The sequence below is a fragment of the Rhodococcus sp. HM1 genome, from assembly GCF_023218075.1.
Taxonomy (GTDB): domain Bacteria; phylum Actinomycetota; class Actinomycetes; order Mycobacteriales; family Mycobacteriaceae; genus Rhodococcus.
In genome coordinates this window covers 166913-190961 of record NZ_JALPTB010000002.1, presented here as the reverse complement: position 1 = coordinate 190961, position 24049 = coordinate 166913, and the positions used below count along the sequence as shown (strand labels likewise).

27 protein-coding genes are annotated in these 24049 nt (G+C 68.3%); 11 read left to right on the top strand and 16 right to left on the bottom strand.

What is annotated here, in order from left to right:
* Nucleotides 1-46 precede the first annotated feature (46 nt).
* Both M1M07_RS01995 and M1M07_RS01990 read right to left on the bottom strand, forming a co-directional pair.
* Nucleotides 47-301 (bottom strand): DUF6480 family protein, encoded by a 255-nt coding sequence (locus M1M07_RS01995; RefSeq protein ID WP_248673158.1) that lies wholly within the window; start codon nt 299-301, stop codon nt 47-49.
* Between the two features lie 45 nt (nt 302-346).
* Nucleotides 347-769: a DUF6292 family protein gene (locus tag M1M07_RS01990; protein WP_197255135.1), complete on the bottom strand. Its 423-nt coding sequence runs from the start codon at nt 767-769 to the stop codon at nt 347-349.
* 170 nt (nt 770-939) lie between these two features.
* Between M1M07_RS01990 and M1M07_RS01985 the strand changes: the two genes are divergently transcribed.
* From M1M07_RS01985 to M1M07_RS01975, 3 genes are all read left to right on the top strand, one after another.
* Nucleotides 940-1182, top strand: a complete 243-nt coding sequence (locus M1M07_RS01985; RefSeq protein ID WP_197255133.1) for a hypothetical protein — start codon at nt 940-942, stop codon at nt 1180-1182.
* Nucleotides 1183-1191: 9 nt separating this feature from the next.
* Nucleotides 1192-1557 carry a hypothetical protein gene (locus tag M1M07_RS01980; protein ID WP_197255132.1) on the top strand — a complete coding sequence of 122 codons (366 nt, stop codon included), beginning with the start codon at nt 1192-1194 and terminating at the stop codon, nt 1555-1557.
* A gap of 95 nt (nt 1558-1652) precedes the next feature.
* On the top strand, nt 1653-3791 hold the full coding sequence (locus tag M1M07_RS01975) for a catalase (RefSeq protein ID WP_248673157.1): 2139 nt from the start codon (nt 1653-1655) through the stop codon (nt 3789-3791).
* A 59-nt stretch (nt 3792-3850) separates the two neighbouring features.
* On the opposite strand, the gene M1M07_RS01970 is transcribed toward M1M07_RS01975, so the two are convergent.
* From M1M07_RS01970 to M1M07_RS01945, 6 genes are all read right to left on the bottom strand, one after another.
* Nucleotides 3851-4861 carry a hypothetical protein gene (locus M1M07_RS01970; protein WP_197255130.1) on the bottom strand — a complete coding sequence of 337 codons (1011 nt, stop codon included), beginning with the start codon at nt 4859-4861 and terminating at the stop codon, nt 3851-3853.
* 52 nt (nt 4862-4913) lie between these two features.
* Nucleotides 4914-6392, bottom strand: coding sequence for an aminotransferase class I/II-fold pyridoxal phosphate-dependent enzyme (locus M1M07_RS01965; protein ID WP_248673156.1), 1479 nt, complete (start codon nt 6390-6392; stop codon nt 4914-4916).
* A 180-nt stretch (nt 6393-6572) separates the two neighbouring features.
* Entirely contained in the window at nt 6573-6890 is a 318-nt protein-coding gene (locus tag M1M07_RS01960) for a PRC-barrel domain-containing protein (RefSeq protein ID WP_248673155.1), read from the bottom strand.
* A complete protein-coding gene (locus M1M07_RS01955) occupies nt 6877-7281 on the bottom strand; it encodes a hypothetical protein (protein ID WP_248673154.1) in 405 nt (134 codons plus the stop codon). The genes M1M07_RS01960 and M1M07_RS01955 overlap by 14 nt, the downstream gene beginning before the upstream one ends.
* Nucleotides 7278-8507: an NRAMP family divalent metal transporter gene (locus tag M1M07_RS01950; RefSeq protein ID WP_197255127.1), complete on the bottom strand. Its 1230-nt coding sequence runs from the start codon at nt 8505-8507 to the stop codon at nt 7278-7280. The genes M1M07_RS01955 and M1M07_RS01950 overlap by 4 nt, the downstream gene beginning before the upstream one ends.
* Entirely contained in the window at nt 8504-8911 is a 408-nt protein-coding gene (locus M1M07_RS01945; RefSeq protein WP_248673153.1) for a hypothetical protein, read from the bottom strand. The genes M1M07_RS01950 and M1M07_RS01945 overlap by 4 nt, the downstream gene beginning before the upstream one ends.
* A gap of 226 nt (nt 8912-9137) precedes the next feature.
* Between M1M07_RS01945 and M1M07_RS01940 the strand changes: the two genes are divergently transcribed.
* Entirely contained in the window at nt 9138-9833 is a 696-nt protein-coding gene (locus M1M07_RS01940) for a PAS and ANTAR domain-containing protein (protein WP_197255125.1), read from the top strand.
* 96 nt (nt 9834-9929) lie between these two features.
* Here M1M07_RS01940 and M1M07_RS01935 read toward each other — a convergent pair whose 3' ends face one another.
* Nucleotides 9930-10505 (bottom strand): hemerythrin domain-containing protein, encoded by a 576-nt coding sequence (locus M1M07_RS01935; protein ID WP_248673152.1) that lies wholly within the window; start codon nt 10503-10505, stop codon nt 9930-9932.
* A gap of 206 nt (nt 10506-10711) precedes the next feature.
* Here M1M07_RS01935 and M1M07_RS01930 point away from each other — a divergent pair, with 206 nt between their 5' ends.
* The 4 genes from M1M07_RS01930 to M1M07_RS01915 are packed head-to-tail and all read left to right on the top strand — an operon-like array spanning nt 10712 to nt 14725.
* Complete coding sequence (locus tag M1M07_RS01930; RefSeq protein ID WP_248673151.1) at nt 10712-11788, top strand: glycosyltransferase family 1 protein; 1077 nt, start codon at nt 10712-10714, stop codon at nt 11786-11788.
* Nucleotides 11785-12888 carry a glycosyltransferase family 4 protein gene (locus M1M07_RS01925; RefSeq protein WP_248673150.1) on the top strand — a complete coding sequence of 368 codons (1104 nt, stop codon included), beginning with the start codon at nt 11785-11787 and terminating at the stop codon, nt 12886-12888. The genes M1M07_RS01930 and M1M07_RS01925 overlap by 4 nt, the downstream gene beginning before the upstream one ends.
* Complete coding sequence (locus M1M07_RS01920; RefSeq protein ID WP_248673149.1) at nt 12888-13889, top strand: glycosyltransferase; 1002 nt, start codon at nt 12888-12890, stop codon at nt 13887-13889. Before M1M07_RS01925 ends, M1M07_RS01920 begins: the two co-directional genes overlap by 1 nt.
* Nucleotides 13886-14725 (top strand): galactosyltransferase-related protein, encoded by an 840-nt coding sequence (locus tag M1M07_RS01915; protein WP_248673148.1) that lies wholly within the window; start codon nt 13886-13888, stop codon nt 14723-14725. The genes M1M07_RS01920 and M1M07_RS01915 overlap by 4 nt, the downstream gene beginning before the upstream one ends.
* 28 nt (nt 14726-14753) lie before the next feature.
* Here M1M07_RS01915 and M1M07_RS01910 read toward each other — a convergent pair whose 3' ends face one another.
* Complete coding sequence (locus M1M07_RS01910) at nt 14754-15251, bottom strand: hypothetical protein (RefSeq protein WP_248673147.1); 498 nt, start codon at nt 15249-15251, stop codon at nt 14754-14756.
* Nucleotides 15252-15347: 96 nt separating this feature from the next.
* Nucleotides 15348-16226 (bottom strand): alpha/beta fold hydrolase, encoded by an 879-nt coding sequence (locus tag M1M07_RS01905; RefSeq protein ID WP_248673146.1) that lies wholly within the window; start codon nt 16224-16226, stop codon nt 15348-15350.
* A 113-nt stretch (nt 16227-16339) separates the two neighbouring features.
* Between M1M07_RS01905 and M1M07_RS01900 the strand changes: the two genes are divergently transcribed.
* Nucleotides 16340-16792: a MarR family winged helix-turn-helix transcriptional regulator gene (locus M1M07_RS01900; protein WP_197255159.1), complete on the top strand. Its 453-nt coding sequence runs from the start codon at nt 16340-16342 to the stop codon at nt 16790-16792.
* 151 nt (nt 16793-16943) lie between these two features.
* Here M1M07_RS01900 and M1M07_RS01895 read toward each other — a convergent pair whose 3' ends face one another.
* The gene (locus M1M07_RS01895; protein WP_248673145.1) at nt 16944-17306 is read right to left on the bottom strand and encodes an STAS domain-containing protein; all 363 of its coding nucleotides are present in this window, start codon (nt 17304-17306) and stop codon (nt 16944-16946) included.
* A 210-nt stretch (nt 17307-17516) separates the two neighbouring features.
* Nucleotides 17517-18239 carry a GAF and ANTAR domain-containing protein gene (locus M1M07_RS01890; protein ID WP_248673144.1) on the bottom strand — a complete coding sequence of 241 codons (723 nt, stop codon included), beginning with the start codon at nt 18237-18239 and terminating at the stop codon, nt 17517-17519.
* Nucleotides 18240-18366: 127 nt separating this feature from the next.
* Here M1M07_RS01890 and M1M07_RS01885 point away from each other — a divergent pair, with 127 nt between their 5' ends.
* Complete coding sequence (locus M1M07_RS01885; RefSeq protein ID WP_248673143.1) at nt 18367-18795, top strand: ATP-binding protein; 429 nt, start codon at nt 18367-18369, stop codon at nt 18793-18795.
* On the top strand, nt 18792-19577 hold the full coding sequence (locus tag M1M07_RS01880; protein ID WP_308200755.1) for a SigB/SigF/SigG family RNA polymerase sigma factor: 786 nt from the start codon (nt 18792-18794) through the stop codon (nt 19575-19577). Before M1M07_RS01885 ends, M1M07_RS01880 begins: the two co-directional genes overlap by 4 nt.
* A gap of 7 nt (nt 19578-19584) precedes the next feature.
* On the opposite strand, the gene M1M07_RS01875 is transcribed toward M1M07_RS01880, so the two are convergent.
* From M1M07_RS01875 to M1M07_RS01865, 3 genes are all read right to left on the bottom strand, one after another.
* Entirely contained in the window at nt 19585-20625 is a 1041-nt protein-coding gene (locus M1M07_RS01875; RefSeq protein WP_248673142.1) for an NAD(P)-dependent alcohol dehydrogenase, read from the bottom strand.
* An 82-nt stretch (nt 20626-20707) separates the two neighbouring features.
* Nucleotides 20708-23017 carry a 5-methyltetrahydropteroyltriglutamate--homocysteine S-methyltransferase gene (gene metE, locus M1M07_RS01870; protein ID WP_248673141.1) on the bottom strand — a complete coding sequence of 770 codons (2310 nt, stop codon included), beginning with the start codon at nt 23015-23017 and terminating at the stop codon, nt 20708-20710.
* A gap of 113 nt (nt 23018-23130) precedes the next feature.
* Nucleotides 23131-24027, bottom strand: coding sequence for a 3-hydroxybutyryl-CoA dehydrogenase (locus M1M07_RS01865; RefSeq protein WP_197255106.1), 897 nt, complete (start codon nt 24025-24027; stop codon nt 23131-23133).
* Between the last annotated feature and the right edge of the window lie 22 nt (nt 24028-24049).

The following is a 24049-nucleotide window of genomic DNA, read 5'->3' as shown; positions in this document are numbered from 1 at the left end:
GGGGCTACCCCGCCGTGGCCGGTCTCAACCCGCCCGGAGATCTCGCTCACATCATCGCGGCGATCAGACCGACGATGACGGCGACGAACACCAGCACGATGACGATCACCGCGCCGAGCGTCATCCACCCGGTGACGGGGAAACGCTTCCTCGTCTCCGGTTCCGGAGCGGACAGCCCGGAGGTACCGGCGGATTCGGGTGGCGTGGTGCCGGGCGGCACTCCTCCGCCGCGCTCGAGACCGGGCGTGGTGCCGGGATCTGGATCGGTGTTGCCGTGTGGTTCGGGATCGGGAACTGTCATCGGACCCACCTTCCGGGCGGAACGTGTAGTCCTCGTCGCATACCCTCACTCGACGGCTGCGACACCTCCCGCGACCCCGCCGTAGTCCGCGACCGCCCGCAGCGCGTCCTCTCGGGTTCCGCGGGCCGGGGTCGTGCGCAGGGCCCCTCCGTCGTGCCGAAGACGATCCATGAAGGCCCGCACCGCCGACGGCGGGGGAACCCGCGTCGACCCCAGGTAGCCGGCGAGGATCATGTCCTCACCGGATCCGGTCTCGACGGCGAGCGCCCACCCTTCGTCCGGGGTCCAGACGAGAGCCACTTCACGGCCGGGATACAACTCGAGCTCCGGAATGCCCACGTACGCCTCCCAGGCGCCGTCGTCGCGGGCCGCCCATTTCCCTTCCGGAATGCCCAGTTCCTGGGCGACCTGCTCGATGTACCGGGTGAACCCTCGGACCATCACCTCGTCACCTGACGGCCGTTCCATCACGCTCTCCTCACATCCGCAGGACCGGCACGGATCCGGCGGGACGGGAATACCCACGTCGGACGAATCCGACACGCTGTGTGTTCCCAGTATCCTCCCGGCCCGTCTCGTTTGGTCGAGTACTCGCACGGGCACTCGTCCGGTAGGTCCGAGGGAAGGGAGACAGCGCCATGCCCACATGCGATACCTGCGGAAACGACTACGACAAGACGTTCACCGTGACCCGCGCCGACGTCACCGGCACCTACGACAGCTTCGAGTGCGCGGTCCAGGGGATGGCCCCGGTGTGCGCGCACTGCAGCTGCCGGATTCTCGGCCACGGCGTCGAGGTGGACAGCACCATCTATTGCTGTGCGCACTGCGCGCGTGCCGCCGGCAGGCCCGAAGTCACCGACCGCGCCGAACACCACTGAGGAGGTGCCATGAGCCAGGACGTCGAGAAGCGGTGGCGCGATCCCGCGACCTTCCGATCCGCGATGTGGTACGCGGCGATCGTCGTCGCTGTCGCGCTGCTCGTGCTGGCGGTCGGGGTGGTGTGGGGACTGGCCGTCTCCGGAGACCGCTGCGCCGAGGAGTCGTTCGCGGTGTGCACCGCGCCGGCGAAGCAGATCCTCGCGTTCGGCCCGCCCGTGGTCCTGCTGATCGGCGGGCTCGGCGCGCTGTACCGCGCATTCCGCACATGGCAGCGACACGGGACGTGGCCGATCTGGCAGGGCGTCGGATGGGGTCTGCTCGTGGGGATGATCGTCTTCCTGATGTTCTCGTTCGGCGTCCTCGTCAGCGACTGAGAAACGCCGGGTTTGCCGGTCTCGCCCGGGGGTAGTCACGGTACGAAACCGTTGCACCCCGGACGGACCACCGCATTCCCGGATCGGAGGACAGGATGACGAAGACCGGACCCGACGGCGCCGCGGGCACGCCCGAACAGCGCGATCCGAAGGACAGGCAGCTCGACGGCTTCCGCGTGGACCGCAACTCCGGTTACCTCACCACTCAGCAGGGCGTACGGGTCGACCACGACGACGACTCCCTCACGGCCGGCACCCGAGGACCGACACTCCTCGAGGACTTCCACGCACGGGAGAAGCTCACCCACTTCGACCACGAACGCATCCCGGAGCGGGTCGTGCACGCGCGGGGCGCCGGCGCGTACGGCTTCTTCGAGCCCTACGACGATTCGCTCGCCGAGGTCACCACCGCCCGGTTCCTCACCACACCCGGGGTGCGTACCCCGGTGTTCGTGCGGTTCTCGACCGTGGCGGGGTCACGCGGTTCCGCGGACACGGTCCGTGACGTCCGCGGTTTCGCGACGAAGTTCTACACCGAACAGGGCAACTACGATCTGGTCGGCAACAACTTTCCGGTCTTCTTCATCCAGGACGGCATCAAGTTCCCGGATTTCGTGCACGCGGTGAAACCGGAGCCGCACAACGAAATTCCGCAAGCGCAGTCCGCGCACGACACGTTCTGGGATTTCGTGTCACTGCAGCCGGAGACGCTGCACGCGGTGATGTGGCTGATGTCGGACCGCGCGCTGCCGCGCAGCTACCGGATGATGCAGGGCTTCGGAGTCCACACCTTCCGGTTCGTCAATGCCACGGGCACCGGAACATTCGTCAAATTCCATTGGACACCGAAACTCGGCACGCACTCACTGGTGTGGGACGAGTGCCAGAAGATCGCCGGTAAGGACCCGGATTTCAACCGCCGCGATCTGTGGGAGGCGATCGAGGCCGGGCAGTATCCCGAGTGGGAACTCGGTGTGCAGTTGGTTCCCGAGTCGGACGAATTCGCTTTCGAATTCGACCTTCTCGACGCCACGAAGCTCATTCCGGAGGAGCAGGTGCCGGTGCAGCCCGTGGGGCGGATGGTACTGAACCGGAATCCGGACAACTTCTTCGCCGAGACCGAGCAGGTCGCGTTCCACACCGCGAACCTGGTGCCCGGCATCGATTTCACCAACGATCCGCTGCTGCAGGCCCGCAACTTCTCGTATCTCGACACCCAACTGCTCCGGCTGGGCGGACCGAACTTCTCGCATCTGCCGGTCAACCGGCCCGTCACCGAGGTGCGCACCCACCAGCACGACGGATACAGCCAACCGACCATCCAGCGGGGAAAGGCGTCCTACCACAAGAACTCGCTCGGCAGCGGGTGTCCGGCACTGGCCGACGAGGAGGTCTTCACGCACTACGCGAAGCACGTGGACGGGCACGTGGTGCGGGCCCGCAGCGACAGTTTCACCGACCACTACAGCCAGCCACGTCTGTTCTGGCACAGCATGTCCGAGGTCGAAGCCGATCACATCGTCGCGGCCTTCGGCTTCGAGCTGGGGAAGGTCACCGACGTCGACATCCGCGAACGCGTCGTCGCCGAGCTCGACCTGGTCGATCACGGCCTGGCATCACGGGTCGCAGGTGAACTCGGCCTCGACGCCCCACCCGAGTCGTCGCTCGTCGACATCGTGCCGCCCTCCCCCGCGCTCTCCCAGCTGAACACTGCGATGGACAGCATCGTCGGCCGGCGCGTCGCGGTACTCGCGGCCGACGGTGTCGACGTCACCGGCGTCGACCGACTCGTCGAGGCGCTCACCGAACGGGGCGCGATCGTCGAGGTGCTCGCGCCCAAGGGCGGCGGCGTGCTCACCGGCGGTTCCGGGGGCGACATCGCCGTCGACCGCGCGATCAACACCATGGCGTCGGTGCTGTACGACGCGGTGGTGGTCCCGTGCGGGCCCGACGCGATCGCGACCCTCCGGAAGGACGGCTACACGCTGCACTTCCTGGCCGAGGCGTACAAGCACGCCAAGCCGATCGCAGCGTTCGGGGCGGGTCTGGACCTGCTGCCCGCCGCCGGGCTGCACTGCCCGGTCGCCGAGGGCCCCGACGTCCTCACCCATGCGGGTGTGGTGACCTCCACGGCCGCCGAGGCGTCACTGCCGGGAGAGTTCTTCGACGCCTTCGCCGACGTCATGGCGCGGCACCGGGCATGGGACCGCGAGGTGGACTCCGTGCCGGCATGACACTCGCCGGATCCGGCACGCCGTGGGCGGGAGCCCATCGCGCGCCGGATCCGGATGTGTCAGATCTGCTTGGGCAGCGTGGTCACCGTCGCGCCCTCCTCCGTGCGCTCCGGCAACGGCTGCAACGGCAGCGCGTCGCGGTCGTCGGCGAGGGACGACAAGTGCCGCAACACGATCCCCTCCCGCAGCGCCCACGGACTGATCTCGAGGCTGTCCAGGCCCAGTGCCGTCATCGCACAGTCGGCCACGATCGCGCCGGCGAGCACCTGCCGGGCGCGGGACTCCGACACACCGGGCAAGCGGCTGCGGTGCTGTGCGGGCATGCCCGCAAGCTTGTCGATCACCCGGCGCAGCTGGTCGAGCTGCAGTGTGCGGGCAACGAAGGGTCCCTTGCGCTGGGCCGGGGAACCGGTCAGCCGAGCCAGCTGCTTGAACGTCTTCGACGCCCCGACGGTAACGTGCGGATCGCCCTCCCACTTCAGTCGGTCCGATGCGTCACCCAGGGTGTCCCGCACGTCTCGGCGCAGCCTCTTGAGTTCCTTCGCGGTGGGTGGGTCGCTCTCGAGATAGCGGCGTGTCAACCGGTTCGCACCGAGCGGCAGCGACAGCGCGATGTCCGGCTCGGTGTTGCGCCCGAGGGCCAGTTCCATCGAGCCGCCGCCGATGTCGAGGACCAGCAGCCGGCCCGCGGACCAGCCGTACCACGCGTGCACCGCGAGGTAGGTCAGCCGCGCCTCCTGATCGCCCGAGAGGTATTCGGGGCGGATACCGGACGCCTGCACGATCCGGTCGAGCACCGCGTCCCGGTTCTCGGCGTCACGGATCGCCGCGGTCACGAACGGGAACAGCCGATCCACTCCGTACCGGTACGCCGCGTCGACCGCCGTCGCCACCGCGCTTGCCGCGCGGTCCGCGCCTGCGACGCTGAGGGATCCGTCCGGCTGCACCTCGTCGGCGAGCCGGGTCGGCACCCGGATCGCGTGCACGGGCAGCGGGGGCGCACCGACCTCTGCCTCGACGATCTGCAGCTGGGCCGAGTTGGAACCGATGTCGAGTAGACCGAGCCTCACCCCCGGGGGGTACCCAGCCGCGGGGACGACGACACGTGATCGGCGCTTCGTCCTACTGCGCGACCACCCGGAAGGTGTCGAGTTTCGGGTCGGTGGCGTCGGGGACGGCCATCCCGGCGGCGAGCCCGCTGCGCAGATAGTCGACGACCGCGTCGTCGATCAACTCGCCGGGCACAACCACCGGAATGCCCGGTGGATAGGGCGTCAGTTGCTCGGCCGCGATGCGTCCGGGCGCCTGTGCGGCGGGCACGTCCTCGACCTTCTCCGCGAAGAACGCGTCCCGGGGCGACATCCGGGATTCGAGTTGCAGTTCGTCCGGTGACGGCAGGCGGATCGGCGGGGGCGGCTCGAAACCGTCCGCCGCGGCCGCGCAGGCTTCGAACGCCCGGATCAGCCGGTCGGCGGTCTCCGGGCCGTCCGCCATCGACATCGTCGCCATGATGCGGCGGTGGTCGGACAGCCCCATGTCGACCCGGCAGTGTTCCCGGATCCAGTCCGCGAACTGATAACCGGAGGCACCGGTCTCGCTGACGTCGACGAGGATCTGCAGTCGGTCCAGATCGTGCGAGGCTTCGTGGCCGAGCAGTTCGTCCTCGAGGACCTGCAGCCCGGGAATCTGCGAAAGACGTTCGCGCAGTTGCCTGCTCAGCTCGAGCGCGTCGCCCAGCAGCCTCTCGCCACGCTCGACCATCTGCCGGCGCCACGCGTCGATTCCGCTGTAGACGAGCACGTTCGGGCTCGTCGTCATCAGCAGGTCGGCGCACGTCGACAGGTGGGCGAAGTCGATGAGATCTCCCTGGGTGTGGAAGACCGAGCCCTGCTCGAATCCGGCACCCATCTTGTGGACGCTGACCACGCACACGTCGGCGTCGGCGTTCATCGCCCAGGTGGGCAGATCGTCGTGGAACGGCAGGTGCGCGCCCCACGCCTCGTCGACGATGAGCGGCTTGCCCCGTTCGTGGCAGACCTCGGCGATGCCCTCGATGTCCGCGCACGTCCCGTACGGGCTGGGTGAGACGATCAGGGCTCCCGCCGCGTCCGGATGCTTTTCCCAGCCTTCCCGGATCTGCTCCGGCGACGGCGGATGCGACATGTGCCGCTCGGCGTCCCACTGCGGGGTGACCCACCGCGGCTGGATGCCTCCGAAGATCAGCCCGGCGACGACGGATTTGTGGGAGTCGCGACTGAGCAACAGCCCGCCCGAACTGTGCCCGGCCACCGCCATCATCGCCGCTTTCACCGACAGCGAGCTTCCGCACGTGGAGAAGAACGCGTGCTCGGCGCCGACGGCTTCGGCCATCAGGTCCTCGGCGTCGGAGAGGTAGTGGTTGCGCGCGAGCCGGTCGTCGAGTCCGCCAGTCGCCAGCACATCGAATCGATAGGCGTCACCGAGCACGTCGAGCGCGCGCGGGTCGGCGCCGCGGCCCTGGCGATGTCCCGGCGGGCTGAATCCGTAGCGGTCCTGCCGGTGGTAGTCCGCGAGCGCGTCGAGCAGCGGCGCCCTCCCCTGATCCTTCCGATCTCCGCTCATGCCGCAGCGGGTACCCGTTCGGGACCGGTTCGATTCGGCACCACGGGGTACCCCTGCGCCATGGAACTGATTGCAATCCTCATTCTGATCGGCGTCGTCGTCTTCGTGATCGCCAAGAGATCGGGCCCGCGCCAGCAAGGATGAACCCCTCGTCAGCCAGCCGATCGACTCCGCCCGGAGTCACGGCAGGGCGGGCGCGAACTTGCGGTAACCGTCGCGCACGTCGACCCATCCGTCTCCGACACGGCGCACATCGGCCCACCGGACCAGGAACGTACCGCGGTGCCGCCACCGCAGATAGCGGGCGATCAGCGCCGGGGCGTCGACCGAACTCCGTTCGTATCCGAGGAACGAGCCCGCGGATCTCGGGCTGACCAGCAGCGCCGCCAGGGTGGGGCCCTCATTCCCCGCAAGAGCGAACCGGACGTCGACGACCGTGCCGAGACCGTTGCCGTCGCTGTCGCGGACTCGGGCCCCGACGATCTCACTCAACCGCACGACGACCTCCCGGGATCCGTCCGACGACGTGGTCGCGGACCCATCGTTCGATCCACAGGTGGTCGAGGTCGTCACCGTGCACGGTCAGGTGCACCGCCACGTCGATGCGGTCCACGTCCGCCCAGTCGATGCGGTCCAGCCGCGAGTCCGGCGGTGTGCCGCCGAAGATGCGCGTCGGCAGCGCGTTGCCGCTCAGGATCGCCTGCACCCGCGGCGGCGCCGCCCCGGCCGGGATCTCCCGTCCCGTTTCGATGCCGTCGAGCTCGAGATCGTCGACGGTGGTGACCGGGCGGCCGTCGACGTCGACGAGCAGCCGGTCCAGCAGGTGCAACCGCGCGTCGAGGACACGACCCTCGATCGGCAGCCGAGGCAGAGCGTCCGATTCGGTCACGATCCGGCTCCCGTCATGATCAGCAGGGGTACCGCAGCGGCCGAGGCGGCGACGATCACGGGCACGTAGGCCAGCGCGAAAGCGTTGACGACCCGGCCGTTGACGTGCTCGCCCATGTATTCGGGGTCGTTGGCGACGATGAGGATCGGAATGTAGGTCAACGGCAGCGCCACCGCCGAGAAGACCACAGAAACCTCGGTCACCAGAACGGGATCGACGCCGGTCGCGAGGATCGCGAGTCCCACGAGCAGCGACACGATCATCACCAGGTGGAAACGGGCGGCGTCCGCGGGAGCCCGGAACTTGCCCCACCGCCAGCCGAAGAACTGCGCGAGCGTGTAGCCGCTGGACAGCGTCGTCTCGAGGGCCGCACCGAAAGTCGCGGCGACGATCCCGACGATCGCGAACGCCAGCGCCAGGCGACCGCCGGCCTCGGCCACCGGCAGGACGATCTGGGAGAGGGATTCGACGCCGATGTTCTGCGGGAGCAGCACCACCGCGGCGCAGGCGGCCACACACACCGAGAGGACCCCGCCGAGCGGGAAACCGACGAGCACGTTGAGCCGGGCCTTGCCCAGGTCCTCGACGGTCCACTTCTCCTCGAGCGCACCCGACGAGAAGAAGAACACCTCGTACGGCGTCATCGCAGCCCCGAACAATGCGACCGCATAGAACCAGTACACCGCGGTCGACTCGGCTTCGGGGACGGCCGGGGCGAGGATCTGCTGTCCGAGTTCACCCCAGTCGGGCCCCAGCAGGAACAGCGCCACCCCGAACACGATCAGGCACAGTCCGGCCAGTCCGGTGACGTTCTCCATGACGGTGAAACGGACCCGCCAGATCACCAGCCACACCGCGAACGCCGCGACCGGCATCCACATCAGGGGCCCGACGCCGGACGCGAGTTGCAGCGCCAGCGCGACGCCGCCGACCTCGGCGGTCAGTGTCATGAGGTTGATCAGGAAGGACGCTGCGAGGTCCGCCAGCGCCGCGCGGGGACCGAGACGCTCGCGGATGATCTCGAACGTCGCGCGCCCGCTGACCGCGGCGACCCGTCCGGCCATGTTCGCGTACAGGCAGATGCCCCCGACCCCAAGCACGACGACCCAGACCAGGCTCAGCCCGAAACGGGATCCGACGACCGCGTTGGTGACCAGGTCCCCGATATCGAGGAAACCGCCGATGGCGGTGAGAACGCCGAGTGCGACGGCGAACAGTTTCGTCACCGCGCGCCCTCCCCGAACGCCGACAGCGTGTCGGTGAGCCGGCGAAGTTCCTGGTCGAGGGACGCTGCGTCCGCGGACCCCGGCACGCCGGCGACGTGCCCGCGGGCCCGGCCGAGCACCGCTACCGCGTCGTCGAGGTAGCCGAGCAGCACGTCCCGGTGCGCCGCCTCCTCCGGCGACGCCGTCTCGGCGGTGGCCGTAGCGCTGTAGGAGGTGAGAACCGTCTCCAGAGCGTCGTCGAGCACCACGTCCGCGTGGTTACCGGTGGTGCGGTGCGCAGTGACCAGCGACAGTCCCAGCTGGGCGGACGCGGTCGCCGATGCCGCATCCTCCGCCGCCCGCGACAGATCCCCCTCCGTTCCCCCGGGCAGACCCGAGCAGCCGCACGACAAGGACACCGCCACGATTCCTGCGACCACGCCTCGCCGCCAACGCACCGGAACCTCCCGAGCTGCACCGCCGCATACGGTGCGCACAGGAGTACCCCGCGAACGGAATTTCAACCCGCACGGTCGGTTTCCTGCACACCCGTCACAGAAGGCGACCGTCTCCCCGCGGTCGGTGCCCCTCGGCGGTTCGGGAATCGGGACCGAGTGGTCGAGGTAACACCCTTCGCGGCATAATCGCGGAATGACCGATTCGACCACGGATACCCGCGCAGGACGGGAGCTGCGCGCCGACAGGCCCCAGCGTGTCGGCAGCTTCCGGTACATCGTCGCAACCGACGAATGGGAGTGGTCCGATGCGGTGGCTCGGATGCACGGATACGAGCCCGGTACGGTGCATCCGACAACGGAATTGGTTCTGTCCCACAAGCATCCGGAGGATCTGCAGCAGATCACCGAGGTGCTGAACGCTCAGCGCACGACCGGCAGGCCGTTCAGCAGCCGGCACCGGATCGTGGACGTCGCCGGGAACGTCAAGCAGGTCGTCGTGGTCGGTGACCAGCTGCTCGACGACACCGGCGCGGTCATCGGCACGTCCGGGTTCTACGTCGACCTCACCGAGAGCTACGCGGACGAGATCCGTGAGACCGTCGACGAAGCGATGTCCACTTTCGCCGAGTCACGCGCGATCATCGAGCAGGCCAAGGGTGTGCTGATGGTCGTGTACGGAATCTCCGCCGAGCACGCCTTCGAGATCCTCACGTGGCGGTCTCAGGAGACGAACACCAAGCTCCGGGCGCTGGCCCAGCGCATCGTCGACGTCGTCACCGGCGGATCCGGACCGAAGATTTCCGATTCCTCGCGAAACGAGTTCGACCACTTCCTGATGACCGTGCACCGGACGATCTCCCGCGAGGATCGCCCCGCGAGCCGCCCCTGAGCGACCTGCACCCCGGGCCGGCTCGCGGGTATCACCCGAACTGTCCGATTCGGCACAGTCCTCCCGAATCGGCACAATCCCCGATCGATCACGTCCTCATCGTTCGGTTCCGCGCTTGGTCACCGCGTCACGCATACGGTCGAGCAGGCCGGTGACCGGGCCGAGGATCTTGTCGCCCGGCGGTTCGTCCGGGGCGGACGGGTGCGGCCGCGTCGGCGCCAGCTTCTTCGTCGACTCCACCTTCTTCCCGAGGTCGATCAGTTCCTCCTGGGTGAAGACGCTCCGCATGTGCGGGAAGATCTCGCTCTCCTCCTCGGCGACGTGTTCGCGGACCTCCTGCATCAGCAGTGCGAGCTGGGCTTCGAACTCCGGCTCGTCCGGCTTCAACCCCTCCAGCCGCTTCATCGTTCTCTCGGCCTCCGCGTGCTCTTCCTTGGCGTGCTCGGCCTCGCTTTCGCTGACCTTCTTCTTCACGGCCGGATAGACGTCGGCCTCCTCGGCGACCGAATGCCGCACCAGCTCGATGGTCACCTGGTCGGTGAGATCCTTGCGCCGCTGCCGCGCCTCGTCGGTTCCGATGCCGTGGAGTGCCTCGAGTTCGGCGAACATCCGTTCCACTTCGCGGTGATCGTGGGTGAGGACCTCGATCACGTCGCGCTCGCTCGTTGTCATCGCTACCTTCCCTTCGATTGCTCCAGTGGCGGGTAACCCGGTCCGGGTTCCCGGAAACCGTTCGGCCGCCTGCCGATTTCCGGACCGCGGGGTCGATTTCCGAACCTCTCGGGTGTGGCAGTCGACTTTCTGGGTATCCCTCGGTCGTCCCGGCCGGCCACCGTCGATACGGCCGTCACCCGATCTCGTGGGAAGTGAGCGAACTCGTGCGATCCGTTCGTGTTGCGTCGGTACCCGCCTCGCATGTCTACGTTCGGCACCTGGCGGATCCGGACGGCGACGGGGTGACGCGGATGCCGGATCCGGTGCCGGCGGACGGCCGCACGGTTCCCGGCGGCTGGTGGCCTCCGCTGATGCTCGAGCCCGGCTGGGTCACCGAGCACCACCACGAATTCGACGTCTTCCACGTGCATTTCGGATTCGACGCGATCGAGCCTGCCCAGCTCGAGGACATCGTCGCCGAGCTCGACGACCATCGAATCCCGTTGGTGTACACGGTGCACGATCTTCGTAATCCGCACCACGACACTCCGGGTGCACACGAGAAACAACTCGACGTCCTGATCCGCGGCGCCACCGAACTGATCACCCTCACCCCCGGCGCGGCGGCACGCATCCACGAGGTGTGGGGACGCTCCGCCACGGTCGTCCCGCATCCGCACGTCGTGGAGAAGGAGTGGTTCGACCGCACGCGCCCGGCCGAGGACCGGTTCGTGGTCGGTGTGCACGCGAAGAGCCTGCGCGCGAACATGGACGTGCTGCCCGTCGTCGAAACACTGTCCGAGACAATCGGTTCGCTGCCCGGAGCGATCCTGCGCATCGACCTCCACGACGAGATCTTCGATCCGGGCAATCATTGGTACGCACCCGACACCGGAGCCGCACTGACGACCTTCGCGGACCGCCCCGGCGTCGAGGTGCTGGTCCACCCCTACTTCTCCGACGACGAGTTGTGGCGCTACCTCTCGTCGCTGACCGTCTCGGTCCTGCCCTACCGCTTCGGCACGCACTCGGGGTGGCTGGAGGCCTGCCACGACCTGGGAACCGCCGTCGCCGCGCCGAGCTGCGGCTTCTACGGGCAGCAACAACCGTGCGCGGTCTTCGAATTCGACGAGCACCGGTTCGATCCCGATTCGCTCGACCGCGGCATCCGCGATCTGTACCACCGCCCTCGGCCTCTTCCTCGGCCCGCATGGGAGAGCCGGCTCGCCCAGCGCCGGAACATCGCGCGCACCCACCGGGATCTCTACGAGCGGGCACTGCGTGAACGGGGACGGTCGTGAGCACCGGGTCGCTGCGGATCGCGCTGATCGCGTCCAACAGGTACCCCATCCGCGAGCCGTTCGCCGGTGGACTCGAGGCGCACATCTGGCACCTGGCCCACGCGCTCACCGATGCCGGGCACCGCGTCACGCTGTTCGCAGCGGAAGGATCGGATCCCGGTCTGCACGCCACGTTTCTCGACGTCCACGAGTTCGCCCCGAGCGCGGCCGCACGCACCGACGAATCGATGGTGCCGGAAACGTTTCTCGCGGACCACCACGCGTATCTGTCGTTGATGCTGCAGCTGGCCGGACCGCTCGCCGGGCGCTTCGACGTGATCCACAACCACAGCCTCCACTACCTGCCGGTGGCAATGGCGCACACGCTCGACGTTCCGGTGGTGTGCACGCTCCACACGCCCCCGACGCCGTGGATCGAATCCGCGCTGGCCACGCCCGGCGGGTGTCCCGCCACCTTCGTCGCGGTGAGCCGTCACACCGCCGCGGCGTGGCGTCATGCGCTCGGGACACCCGCGACCGTGATCCACAACGGGGTGAACCTGCAGGCTTGGCCGCCCGGCCCCGGCGGAACCGACCTGATGTGGTTCGGTCGCCTCGTTCCGGAGAAGGGTGCGCACCTGGCGATCGACGCGGCCCGGCGCTCCGGCCGAAGACTCCGGATCGCCGGACCGATCTGCGCCCCTTCCTATTTCGACGAGCACATCGACCCGCACCTCGGTGACGACGTGATCCATCTCGGGCATCTCGATCGTGCCGATCTCGCCGCGGAGGTGGGTCGCGCCGCCGCTGTCCTGGTGACACCCTGCTGGGACGAGCCCTATGGTCTGGTCGTCGCCGAGGCGCTGGCCTGCGGAACCCCGGTGGTGGCGTTCGCGCGCGGTGCGATCCCCGAACTCCTCACACCCGACTGCGGGGTTCTCGTCCCTGACGGGGACACCGCCGCGATGGCCGAGGCCGTGCCCGTCGCAGCGACTCTCCCGCGCGAGGCGGCACGGGCGCGGGCGCAGTCGTACTGCTCCGAGCAGGTCATGGTCGCCACCTACCTCGACCTCTACCGGGACCTGCTCCGAACAGCATGTCCCCGAGTGGGTGTCACCTGATGATCGGCTACTACATCCACCATCACGGCCACGGGCACCGCTCCCGCGCCGCGGCGATCTGCGCCCACCTCGGCATCCCGGTCACCGCTCTGTGCTCCGAGCCGGTTTCCGATCCGGACGGCGTCTTCGCCGAGACGGTGGTCCTCCCCCGCGACGACGCCGCGCCGACCGTGCAGGACCCGACCGCGTTCGGGACCCTGCACTGGGTTCCCCGCCTCGATCCCGGCCTGCGCCGCCGTCAGGCTGCATTCGCCGCGTGGATCGAACGGGCGCGGCCCACCGCGATCGTCGTGGACGTGTCCGTCGAGATCGCGCTGACGGCACGACTGTTCGGCATTCCCGTGGTGACGGTCGCCATGCCCGGAAACCGCACGGACGCAGCGCATCAGCTGGCCTACCGATTGTCCGATCGCATCATCGCGGCCTGGCCGCGCGCGATGTACGAACCGGAATGGCTGCAGCCGTTCGCCGACCGGACCAACTATGTGGGAGGCATCAGCCGCTTCGACGGACGGTCCTCGTCGCGGTTCCGTCCCGACGAGGACACGGTGCTGGTTCTCGGCGGCAGCGGAGGATCCTCCCTCACTGCCGCGGACCTCGAGGCGTACTCCGGGTGCGATCCGCGCTTCGCGTGGGAGGGTCTCGGCATCGCCGGCCGGGAGTGGGTCGACGACCCGTGGCCGGCGCTGTGCCGCGCACACGTCGTCGTCGGCCACGCCGGTCAGAACACGGTCGCCGACATCGCCGCGGCACGCCGGCCCGCCGTGCTCGTCGCCGAGCCACGGCCCTTCGACGAACAACGCGCCACCGTCACCGCCCTCGATCACGCCGGCCTCGCCGTGGCTCTGACCGGCTGGCCGGAGGCGCAGGCGTGGCCCGGGTTGCTCGATCGTGCCCGCCGGTCCGATCCGGGTCGCTGGGATCTGTGGGGCACGGAGGGTGCTGCCGCGCGGGCCGCGGCAGCGATCGAGAAGGTCGCCGGCGAATCGAGCTGCGCGTGAAGACCTGCGTGGTGACCATTGCAGCGCATCGGCACCGGCACCTGAGCTTGCAGTTGCGCGGGTTGTACCGCGGCGACCGACGTCCCGACCGGCACGTCGTCGTCGCGATGGGCGACCCCGGCGTGGCATCGACCGTCGCTCGTACCGGCAGCGACGCCAGCATCGTGTTCATGCCTCACGCCGAAGGCCGGCTCCCCCTCGCCGCGGCCCGCAATCTCGGGGCGGACCGTGCGCTCGATCTCGGCGCAGAGCTGCTCGTGTTCCTCGACGTGGACTGCATTCCCGCGCCCGGGATGCTGCGTCGCTACGAGGATGTCGCAGGCGACGAGCGCTATCGGGATGCGCTGCTGTGCGGGCCGGTCACATACCTCCCACCGCCGCCGGAGAACGGCTACGACCTGGACCGGCTGCCGGAAATGGTCGATCCCCATCCCGCCCGGCCTGTCCCGGCCGACGATGACGTTCTTCCGTCACGAGACCATCACCTGTTCTGGTCGCTGTCGTTCGCGACGACCGCCACCACCTGGCGGCGGCTCGGCGGTTTCTGCACCGACTACACCGGTTACGGTGGCGAGGACACCGACTTCGGTTGCACGGCAGCACGATCCGATGTGGAACTTGCGTGGGTCGGGGGCGCTCACGCGTTCCACCAATATCACCCGGTGTCCGACCCGCCCGTCGAGCACGTTCACGACATCGTCACCAACGCAACAATTTTCCAACGAAGGTGGGGATGGTGGCCGATGCGGGGGTGGCTCGACGGTTTCGCCGAACTGGGTCTGGTCCGCTACGACACCCGCCGCGACCGTTGGATCTGCACGGCCGCGGCTCGGTGACGGGGTCGGTGTCCCTCCCCGGGCGCCTCTACACGGAGTGCCGGCCCTCCCGGCTCGCGTCACCCTCGTCCGTTCGGACCTGGTCCGTTCGCACCTCGTCCGTCCGCACCCGGTCCGTTCGCAGATCCCGCCTCGGCTCCGTATCGTCCGCCGAAGCCCGGGACTCGGCGGGCGCCGAGGGCGCGGCGGCGTCGGGATCGAGCCGGTCGGCGCGTTCACGCTGCTCGTCCAGCTCGCTGCGAACCGATTCCGCCTCCTCCCGCTGTACTTTCGCGCGGCTTGCGAGGCGGGCCGCCTCGGCCTGCTTCTCGGAAGCCTCCGCGGCTGCCCGGCGGGCCTTGGCAGCGGTCTCGTCGGCGATGGCCGCGCGCTGTTCCGCGACCGGGGCACGTTCGGCGACCTGTGCCCGCAGATGCGCAGCCTCGGTGCGACGATGTTGCGTCCGGCGTCTGGTCAGCAACCAGGCGAGCAGCAGCACCACGACGACGATCACGATTGCCAGTACGATCCAGCCCAGCGCGTCCATGTCGAAACCTCCGATCGGATCGGGTTTTCCCGGGCATACCCACCGGTCCGTCCCGGAAAACCCCGAGCCTGTCGGAATGCGCCGCCGGCGGGCCGGTCAGCGACCCCCGAACCCCTCGAGGAGCGCGGCGTTCACGGCGTCGGCGGGATGCACGGGAAGCGTGTGGTGCGTGGCGTCGTCCAGCACGATCGTCCGCGCATCGGGAAGGAGCCGCCGGACCGCTTCGTCGACGCGGCGGCTGTCGTGAACCTTGCTGCGCCGAGCGAGGATCACCGTGGTGTCGACGCCGAAGTCGCGGAATGCCTTCCCGGACGGCCTTTTCGGGACGATCGTCTTCGATGCCGGGAATGTCGCACCGAGCGCGAGAAGGTCCAGCCATCCCTCGTCCAGCGGGCGACCTCCGGTTTCCCACGCGACGAAGGTTCGTTCGCGCTGTTCGGTCGGGCGCAGCAGAAGCGGCAACGCGCGCAGCAGATACCCGGGCCGCATCCCCGAGAAGCACGAATTCGGGTCGAGCAGAACGAGTTTGTCGACGCGTTCAGGTCTGCGCAGGGCAGCGGCGAGCGCGATCATCGCACCGTACGAGTGCCCCGCGATTCCGAAGGTGTCCAGGCCGAGCCCGTTCACGACCCCGAAGAACCAGTCGAGCAGATCGTCGACGGTCCGTGGCGGGTGTGGGCCCGGGACACTACGTCCGGCATCCCCGAGGATGTCGACGGCATGGACGCGGTGCCGTGCGCCGAGTGCCGCGACGTTGGCGAACCACGCCGTCGAGGTCGCACCCCCGCCGGGTAGCAGCACGACCGGAGGCGCGTCCGGCGGCCCGTACGCGTTGATCCGGGTGCTGCCGTGTCCGGATTCGAGATCGATCGAGGTGGTGCCGTCGGGCCAGCGGGCAAGCACGGCGTCGTAGGCGCGATGGAAGGCGGTACCTGCCGGGGTGTTCGTGAATTCTTCGATCGTCGGTTGGGACATTGCAACCTCCGCCATGGAATTATCTCGACGATCGAGATAGTAGACTGTCGAGGTAATCTGGTCGAGCCGGAGGATCAGCAGTGACGGACACGGAGAACGGCCGGGCCCTGGCGATGGTGCACGGTCTACGGGAACTCGTGGTGCAGCTGAACCTGTTCGGCTCCGAGTTCGCCCGGACCCACGGACTTCACGCCACCGATGTGCGCGCCCTGATCGCTCTGCTCGACGCTGCCCGCGCCGGCGCCGTCGCGACGCCGGGATGGCTGGGGCAGCAACTCGGCCTGAACTCCGCGTCGACCACCGCGCTCGTCGACCGTCTCGAGAAGGACGGCCTGGTGGCGAGGGAACGCGACGGCCAGGACCGCCGACGCGTGAGGTTGCAGGTCACCGAGTCCGCCGAACAACTCGGCTGGAGCTTCTTCGGGCCGCTCATCGGCCGGGCTGTCGGGGTTCTCGACTCGTTCTCCCCCGAGGAACTCGCCACGATCGACGAGTTCCTCTCGAAGATGCGGGCCGTGGTCGAGAATGTCCGCGTGACCGGAGCAGGAACCGAACCCGGATCCTGACCGCTACCGTCCGAAGGAATCGCCGTGCATCAGAAGCATCTCGCATTCGTGTTCGTCGCGTCGGCAGTCGTGGGTGTCGTGGTTCCGTACGCCGCGCGGTGGTTCATCCTTGCCGATCGGTGCCCGACCGGCAAGGATGAGCCCCCCTCTTCTATGCCGAGACCCGGAGCGCCCCCATCGCGCTCTCGAGCGAGGTGTGCAGTTGCAGACGGGTCTCGCCCGCGGCGAGCAGCAGTCGTTGCACCGGCCGTTTCCCGACGAGCACCCACCGTGCGTCGCACTGGTTTGCCCTCGCTTCGAGAGCCTCGAACACAGCGAGCCCCGCGGACCCGATGAATTCGACTTCGGACAGGTCGAGCACCATTCGCGCGGACGGACGCAGCCGGTCGCTGGCGTAACGACGCAGCGCCGGAGCGTTGAGCAGGTCGATCTCGCCCTGCACAGCGACCCGCACCATGTCACCGCTTATCCGTTCGGTGACGAAACGCGCACCGGCGGATGTTTCATCGGGCACACCCGTGCTGGTAGCCCAACGTGTAGCGGCGCGAAAATTGGGAACAACAGTCATGACACTCCCATCGAAACGATGGGAAGAATCGCAGAAAGTCGGGCGGCCTGCCACGGATGCCCGCTTCCGCGATGCTTCCTGGTCCAGGCTGTGTGCTCAACCTGGACTCAGCCTACGTCAAATCGACGGCAATGCTCAACGGACGACATCGGAATCTCATGATTCGGACGCGTCGGACGTTCGTTTCAAGGTCTCCACCACCTGCTTTGCAACCTCGGATAATCGCAGGTTCATCCGCTGCGACGCCTCCCGGAGCAGCGTGAACGCCTGTTCCTCGGGCACCTCGTGGATGGCCATGAGCAGTCCTATCGCCTTCCCGATCTCCCGATTGCTCTCGAGACCGGCACGCAGCGAGACGGCCTGGTCCCGGTGGGCCCTCGCGCTCAGCGCCACCGACGCGAACGCGGCGAGCACCGCGCCCGCGTCGAGAGACTGCTCCGTCAACGCGCCCGGTGTGTCGGAGAAGATGTTGAGGGCCGCGGCGTCCGCACCTTCGACGGTCAGACGGAATCCCGCTGCTCCGCGGACGGGGGTGGATTCGAGGACCCACTTGGTCAGCGCCGGCCAGCGGGTGCGGACTGCCAGGTCGGTATCGAGTTCGGCCGTGTCGTGGTGCAGGACGTCGATGCACGGGCCTTCGCCGAGTTCCCTTTCGGCAGCGTCGATTCGGCGGGCCGTGTCGTCGCCGGCCGCGACCGTGCGCATCGACGACCCGCGCCGCACCACGAGACTTGCTCGATCGCAACCGGGAACGAGCATCGGGGCCGCGACGCACAGCGCTGCGCACATCTGCGCGTAGTCCTCTGGGCCGTACACGATCTCCGCGAGCCGCGCGAAGACGGCCCCTGTCTCCTCGCGCTGTGCCTCCTCGTTGCTCATACGAATTCACCTTTCGCGGTCACGATTCATACACGACCTTCTTGGGTATTCTCCGCTCGAACGGGAGGTGCCGGATCGTGTCGACCCGGCGACCGACCGAGAATCCGACTGAAAGGGCCCCGAACCCATGGCGACGACCGCTTCGATCGACTCGGACCGCGCGCACACGCATCCCATCGTGGAACTGCGCGTCCGCGCCGATCCGGGACAGCTCCCCGTGTTGCGTGCCGTCGCCGCCGCGATCGCGCTGCAGCAGGACTTCGATCTCGACACCGTCGCCGACGTGAAACTCGCCGTCGACGAAGCAGCCACGCGCCTGATCATGAGTGCCGTCGACGGAACCGACGTCACGTGCCGGTTTCAGGCGATCGCGCCGACGCTGCGCATCAGTGTCTCCGCCACGACCCGACCCTCGCCCGCGAGTTCGGCACGCACGTTCGGCTGGCACGTCCTGAACTCGCTCGCCGACTCGGTGGAGGTGCGCGTCGACGACACCGCCGACGGCAGCGTCACCACCATCGACCTCTCGCTCACCGAGGGGAGTGCCGCTCGGTGAGCGGGAACAAGCGCGACCCCGACGAGTATGCCGACGTCATCGAACTGTTCACCGAGTTCCGGTCGCACGGTGCGGACGCCTCGGCCCGTACGGCGGTGCGCGACAAGATCGTCGAGCGATGCCTGCCGCTCGCCGAACACATCGCGCGCCGGTTCGACGGACGCGGGGAGACGTTCGACGATCTCGTCCAGGTCGCGAGGCTCGGCCTCGTCAACGCAGTGGACCGGTTCGACCCGGACCGCGGCTCGGACTTCGTGTCGTTCGCCGTCCCCACGATCATGGGCGAGGTGCGCCGGCACTTCCGCGATACCGGATGGGCGGTGCGGGTTCCGCGCCGGATGAAGGAACTCCACATCGCGCTGAACAAGGCGACCGCCGACCTGTCGCAACAGCTCGGCCGTGCCCCCACGGTCCCCGAGCTTGCCGCCGAACTGGGCCTGGACCGCGAGGAGGTCGCCGAAGGCCTGGTCGCCGGGAACGCCTACCAGACCGTGTCGGTCGACCGCAGCGCGCAGACCGATTCCGGCGGGCACGGCGTCACCCTCGCCGACACTCTCGGCGAATACGATTCCGCACTGTCCGAGGTGGAGAACCACGAGACGCTGCGGCCGCTGCTGGCGGCACTGCCCGAACGCGAACGCACGGTGGTGCTGCTGCGATTCTTCGGGAACATGACGCAGACGCAGATCGCCGAGCGGGTCGGGGTGTCGCAGATGCACGTGTCACGGCTGCTCACCAAGACCCTCGCCCAGCTGCGCGAGCAACTCGGCGACCAGTTCTGAACGGTCCTCAGATCGTTGCCGCGTCGATGACGAAGCGGTAGCGCACGTCGCTCGCGACCACCCGTTCGTAGGCGTCGTTGATCTGCTCGGCGGAGATCAGTTCGATCTCGGCTCCGATTCCGTGCTCGGCGCAGAAGTCGAGCATCTCCTGGGTTTCCGCGATGCCACCCACATTGGATCCGGCCAGCGCGCGGTTGTTGGCACCGAGGCTGAACGCGCGCACCGTCAGGGGGTGTTCCGGCAGGCCGAGTTCGACGAGGGTGCCGTTCAGCCGCAGCAGCGACAGATACTTGTCCATGTCGAGGTTCACCGACACGGTGTTGAGGATCAGGTCGAACCGGTTACGGAGTTCCTTGAACAGATTCGGGTCGCTGGTCGCCCGGTAGTCGACGGCACCGAACCGCAGGCCGTCGTCCTTCTTCGACAGGGAGTGGCCGAGCACCGTGACCTCGGCACCGAGCGCCGCGGCGATCTTCACGCCGACGTGTCCGAGTCCGCCCATCCCGATGATCGCGACACGGGTGCCGGGGCCGGCACCGTAGCGGCGCAGCGGGGAGTACAGGGTGATACCGGCACACAGCAGCGGGGTGGCGGCCGCGGGATCCAGCCCGGCCGGCACCTTCAGCACGAAGTGCTCGGTGACGACGATGTGGGTCGAGTACCCGCCCTGGGTGACCCGGCCGTCGGCGTCGACGGCGTTGTAGGTGCCGGTGACCCGGTTCTCGCAGTGCTGCTCGGCCCCGGCCTCGCACGCGTCGCATTCGCGGCAGGATGCGACGAAGCAGCCCACGCCCACGCGGTCCCCCACCGCGTGCTTCGTGACGTCGGAGCCGACGGCCTCGACGACGCCGACGATCTCGTGTCCCGGAACCAGCGGGTATCGGGTGCGACCCCACTCGTTGCGGACGGTGTGGATGTCGGAGTGGCAGATCCCGGCGTATTCGATCCGGATGAGCACGTCGAGCGGACCAGGTTCCCGGCGCTCGATGGTGGTCTTGGCGAGAGGTGCGTCTGCGGCGGGGGCAGCGTAGGCGGCAACGATCGTCATACGTCATGCCTACACCCGCGCAGACGACGGTGCGCACCCGCGGGGGCTGTCCGCGGGTGCGCACCGGCCGGGCGGGATGGTTCTACTGCTCCTGCTGGGCTTCGGCCTGCTGGGCTTCGGCCCGGCGCCGCAGCCGGCGCGCCGCCGCGACGAGATTGCGCAGCGACGGTTCGAGCTGCCAGTGGTGGCGGGTCTTGAGCCCGCCGTCCGGGTTCGCCCACAACCGGTCCAGGTCCACCGATTCGGCGGCTTCGGTGAGCAGTTCGTCCAGCTCGTCGATGTCCGGGATCCGCGCCGAACGGCTCTCGTACACGCCGGGGCCGACGCCGTGGGTGAGCGCGTGGTCCTTGATCGCCTCGAGGACCCAGCGGATGGACCGGGTCGCGACGATCGCGGTGACGTCCGCATCGAGCCGTTCGATCGCCTCGACGACCGACTTCTGACCGGAGTACGTCAGGTGTGTGTGGATCTGCGTCTCCGGTTTCGCTCCACCGGTGGCGAGACGGAACGCGTCGACCGCCCAGTCCAGGTACTCGGCGCGGCCGTCCTGACGCAGCGGCAGCAGTTCCCGGATGGCCGGCTCGTCGACCTGGATGATCGCGATACCCGCCCGCTCGAGATCGGCGATCTCGTCGCGGATGGCCAGCGCGAGCTGATCGGCAGTTTCGTGCAGCGGCTGATCCTGGCGCATGTAGGACCGGGCCAGCATCGTCACCGGTCCGGTGAGCATGCCCTTGACCGGCTTGTCGGTCAGCGACTGCGCGAACGTGATCCACTCGACGGTCATCGGCTTCAGCCGCACGATGTCGCCGTAGAGGATCGGCGGACGCGTGCACCGGGAACCGTAGGCCTGCACCCAGCCGAAGTGCGTGGTGGCGAAGCCCTCCAGCATCTCGGCGAAGTACTGGACCATGTCGTTGCGCTCGTGCTCGCCGTGCACGAGCACGTCGAGACCGATGTCCTCCTGCAACCGGATGGTGGACTCGATCTCCTCGCGGATCCGCTTGACGTAGTCGTCGTACGAGATCCGGCCCTGACCGAGGTCGTAACGGATCTTGCGAATCTCGTCGGTCTGCGGGAACGACCCGAGGGTGGTCGCCGGGACCGGCGGCAGGTTCAGCCGCTTCTGTTGCGCGGCGCGACGCTCCTCGTACGGTGCCCGCACCCGGTGTTCGGGCTTGAGCGCGTTGATCCGCGCGCGGACGGTGTGCTTCTGCTTGAAGTGCACCGACGTCGGCGGCACGCGCCACTTCTCCTCGGCTCCGGTGGTCAGTGCCTTGGCGAGCGAGACCACCTCGCCGACCTTCTGCTTCGCGAAGGCGAGGCGGTCGGCGACGTCACCGGGGATGTCGTACTCGACGAGAAGGTCATAGGGCACGTGCAGCAACGTGCAGGAGGTCGACACGACCAGGTCGGGCGCGACCTTCGCGATCGAGTCGAGGTATTCGAGCACGCGACGACGGTCGGCGCGCCACACGTTGCGGCCGTCGACGACACCGGCGTAGATCCGCTTGCGCTTCAGACCCGGCACGGCGGCCAGTTCCTCGGCGCTGATCCGGCCGTTGATCAGGTCCAGGCCGATGGCCTCGATCTTCGAGGCCGCGAGGATCGGCAGCGCCGCGCCGAGATGACCGTAGGGACCGGTCACGAGGATGCGCGGACGCAGCGGCGCGTGGGACAGCTTCTCGTAGGCCCGCTCGAGCGCCGCGAGTTCCTCGTCGCTGCGGTCCTCGGTGAACGACGGTTCGTCGAGCTGGACGCACGTGGCGCCGGCCTTGGCGAGCTGCTCGAAGAGCTTCTCGTACTCGGGCAGCAGCGCGTCGAGCAGGTCGAGCGTGGAGAACCCCTCCTGCTGCGACGTCGGCGAGATCTTCGACAGCAGCAGCAGCGACACCGGGCCGAGCACGACCGGGCGCAGTTCGATGCCCTTGGCCTTGGCCCGCTCGAACTCGTCGAGCACGGCGGCCGAGTTCAGCTCGAACGTGGTGGTCTCGTCGAGTTCGGGCTGCCGGTAGTGGTAGTTGCTGCCGAACCAGCGGACCAGTTCCAGCGGCGGGAAGTCCTCCCGGCCGCGGCACAGGGTGAAATAGAAGTCGAGCGGGTCGAGCTCGCCGACCAAGGAACGGAACCGCTCGGGGACCGCGCCGAACAACAGGGCGTTGTCCAGGACGTGGTCGTAGTAGGAGAACGTGTTGCCGGGGACCTGTGTCAGACCGGTCGCCGCGAGCTCGCTCCAGGTGTCCTCCTGAATTTCACGGGCGACGGCGACGAGTTCGTCGCGCGTGCCGGTGCCGTGCCAGTAGGACTCGAGAGCACGCTTGAGTTCGCGGCGGGGACCGATACGCGGGTACCCGAGGATGCTGGATCCGTAGCCGGTGGCGTTGGTAGCCATCTCGGAATCGACCTTTCCCTCATGCACCTCGCGCCCGTGCACCGACGAGCAGTGCGCAGGTGGCACTGCTGTCGGGCACGGGCGCCGAAGTACGGTGTGGTGCTACCTACTGCTTAGCTGGCCTTCTTGGAGGCCCGACCGTTTTCGGCGTATTCGTAGAAGCCGGCACCCGACTTCTTGCCGACGAGGCCGGCCTCGACCATGCGCAGCAACAGCGGCGGGGCCGAGTACAGCGGCTCCTTGAACTCCTCGTACATCGAGTCGGCGATCGACTTGACGGTGTCGAGCCCGACCAGATCGGTCAGCGCGAGCGGGCCCATCGGGTGGGCGCAGCCGAGCACCATCGTCTTGTCGATGTCCTCCTTCGTCGCGAAGCCGGATTCGACCATCCGGATCGCCGACAGCAGGTAGGGCACGAGCAGCGCGTTGGCGATGAAGCCGGCACGGTCCGAGGAGCGGACGACCTGCTTGCCGAGAATGTCGGCGGCGAAGGCCTCGGCGCGCTGGGCGACCGTGGAGCTGGTCTTCAGCGTGGTGACCAGCTCGACGAGCGGGAGCACCGGCACGGGGTTGAAGAAGTGCAGGCCGATGACGCGCTCGGGGGCGCTGGTGGCGATGCCCAGCTTCATGATCGGGATCGACGAGGTGTTCGACGCGAGCACCGCGTTCGGGTCCGTGACGATCTTGTCGAGTTCGGCGAAGATCTCGCTCTTGACCTTCTCGTCCTCGACGACGGCCTCCACGACGAGCTGACGGTCCGCGAAGTCACCGAGGTCCGAGGTGAACCGGAGGCGCCACGCGGCCTGCTCCCGCTCCCGTTCGGTGATCTTTCCGCTGCTCACGCCCCGGTCGAGGGACCGGAGGATGCGGGCACGTCCGGCAGCCGCGAGTTCACGGGTCTGCTCGAACACCAGTACGTCGACATGAGCGCGCGCGCACACCTCGGCGATACCTGCGCCCATGATCCCGGCGCCGATCACGCCGACGCGCTGAATCTTCTCGCTGGTCACGTCAGCTCCTTCTCGTCATGTG

Coding starts and splice junctions, on each gene's coding strand:
- M1M07_RS01995 (WP_248673158.1), bottom strand. CDS start 301: ATGACAGTTCCCGATCCCGAACCACACGGCAACACCGATCCAGATCCC.
- M1M07_RS01990 (WP_197255135.1), bottom strand. CDS start 769: ATGGAACGGCCGTCAGGTGACGAGGTGATGGTCCGAGGGTTCACCCGG.
- M1M07_RS01985 (WP_197255133.1), top strand. CDS start 940: ATGCCCACATGCGATACCTGCGGAAACGACTACGACAAGACGTTCACC.
- M1M07_RS01980 (WP_197255132.1), top strand. CDS start 1,192: ATGAGCCAGGACGTCGAGAAGCGGTGGCGCGATCCCGCGACCTTCCGA.
- M1M07_RS01975 (WP_248673157.1), top strand. CDS start 1,653: ATGACGAAGACCGGACCCGACGGCGCCGCGGGCACGCCCGAACAGCGC.
- M1M07_RS01965 (WP_248673156.1), bottom strand. CDS start 6,392: ATGAGCGGAGATCGGAAGGATCAGGGGAGGGCGCCGCTGCTCGACGCG.
- M1M07_RS01940 (WP_197255125.1), top strand. CDS start 9,138: ATGACCGATTCGACCACGGATACCCGCGCAGGACGGGAGCTGCGCGCC.
- M1M07_RS01935 (WP_248673152.1), bottom strand. CDS start 10,505: ATGACAACGAGCGAGCGCGACGTGATCGAGGTCCTCACCCACGATCAC.
- M1M07_RS01920 (WP_248673149.1), top strand. CDS start 12,888: ATGATCGGCTACTACATCCACCATCACGGCCACGGGCACCGCTCCCGC.
- M1M07_RS01910 (WP_248673147.1), bottom strand. CDS start 15,251: ATGGACGCGCTGGGCTGGATCGTACTGGCAATCGTGATCGTCGTCGTG.
- M1M07_RS01905 (WP_248673146.1), bottom strand. CDS start 16,226: ATGTCCCAACCGACGATCGAAGAATTCACGAACACCCCGGCAGGTACC.
- M1M07_RS01900 (WP_197255159.1), top strand. CDS start 16,340: ATGGTGCACGGTCTACGGGAACTCGTGGTGCAGCTGAACCTGTTCGGC.
- M1M07_RS01890 (WP_248673144.1), bottom strand. CDS start 18,239: ATGAGCAACGAGGAGGCACAGCGCGAGGAGACAGGGGCCGTCTTCGCG.
- M1M07_RS01885 (WP_248673143.1), top strand. CDS start 18,367: ATGGCGACGACCGCTTCGATCGACTCGGACCGCGCGCACACGCATCCC.
- M1M07_RS01875 (WP_248673142.1), bottom strand. CDS start 20,625: ATGACGATCGTTGCCGCCTACGCTGCCCCCGCCGCAGACGCACCTCTC.
- metE (WP_248673141.1), bottom strand. CDS start 23,017: ATGGCTACCAACGCCACCGGCTACGGATCCAGCATCCTCGGGTACCCG.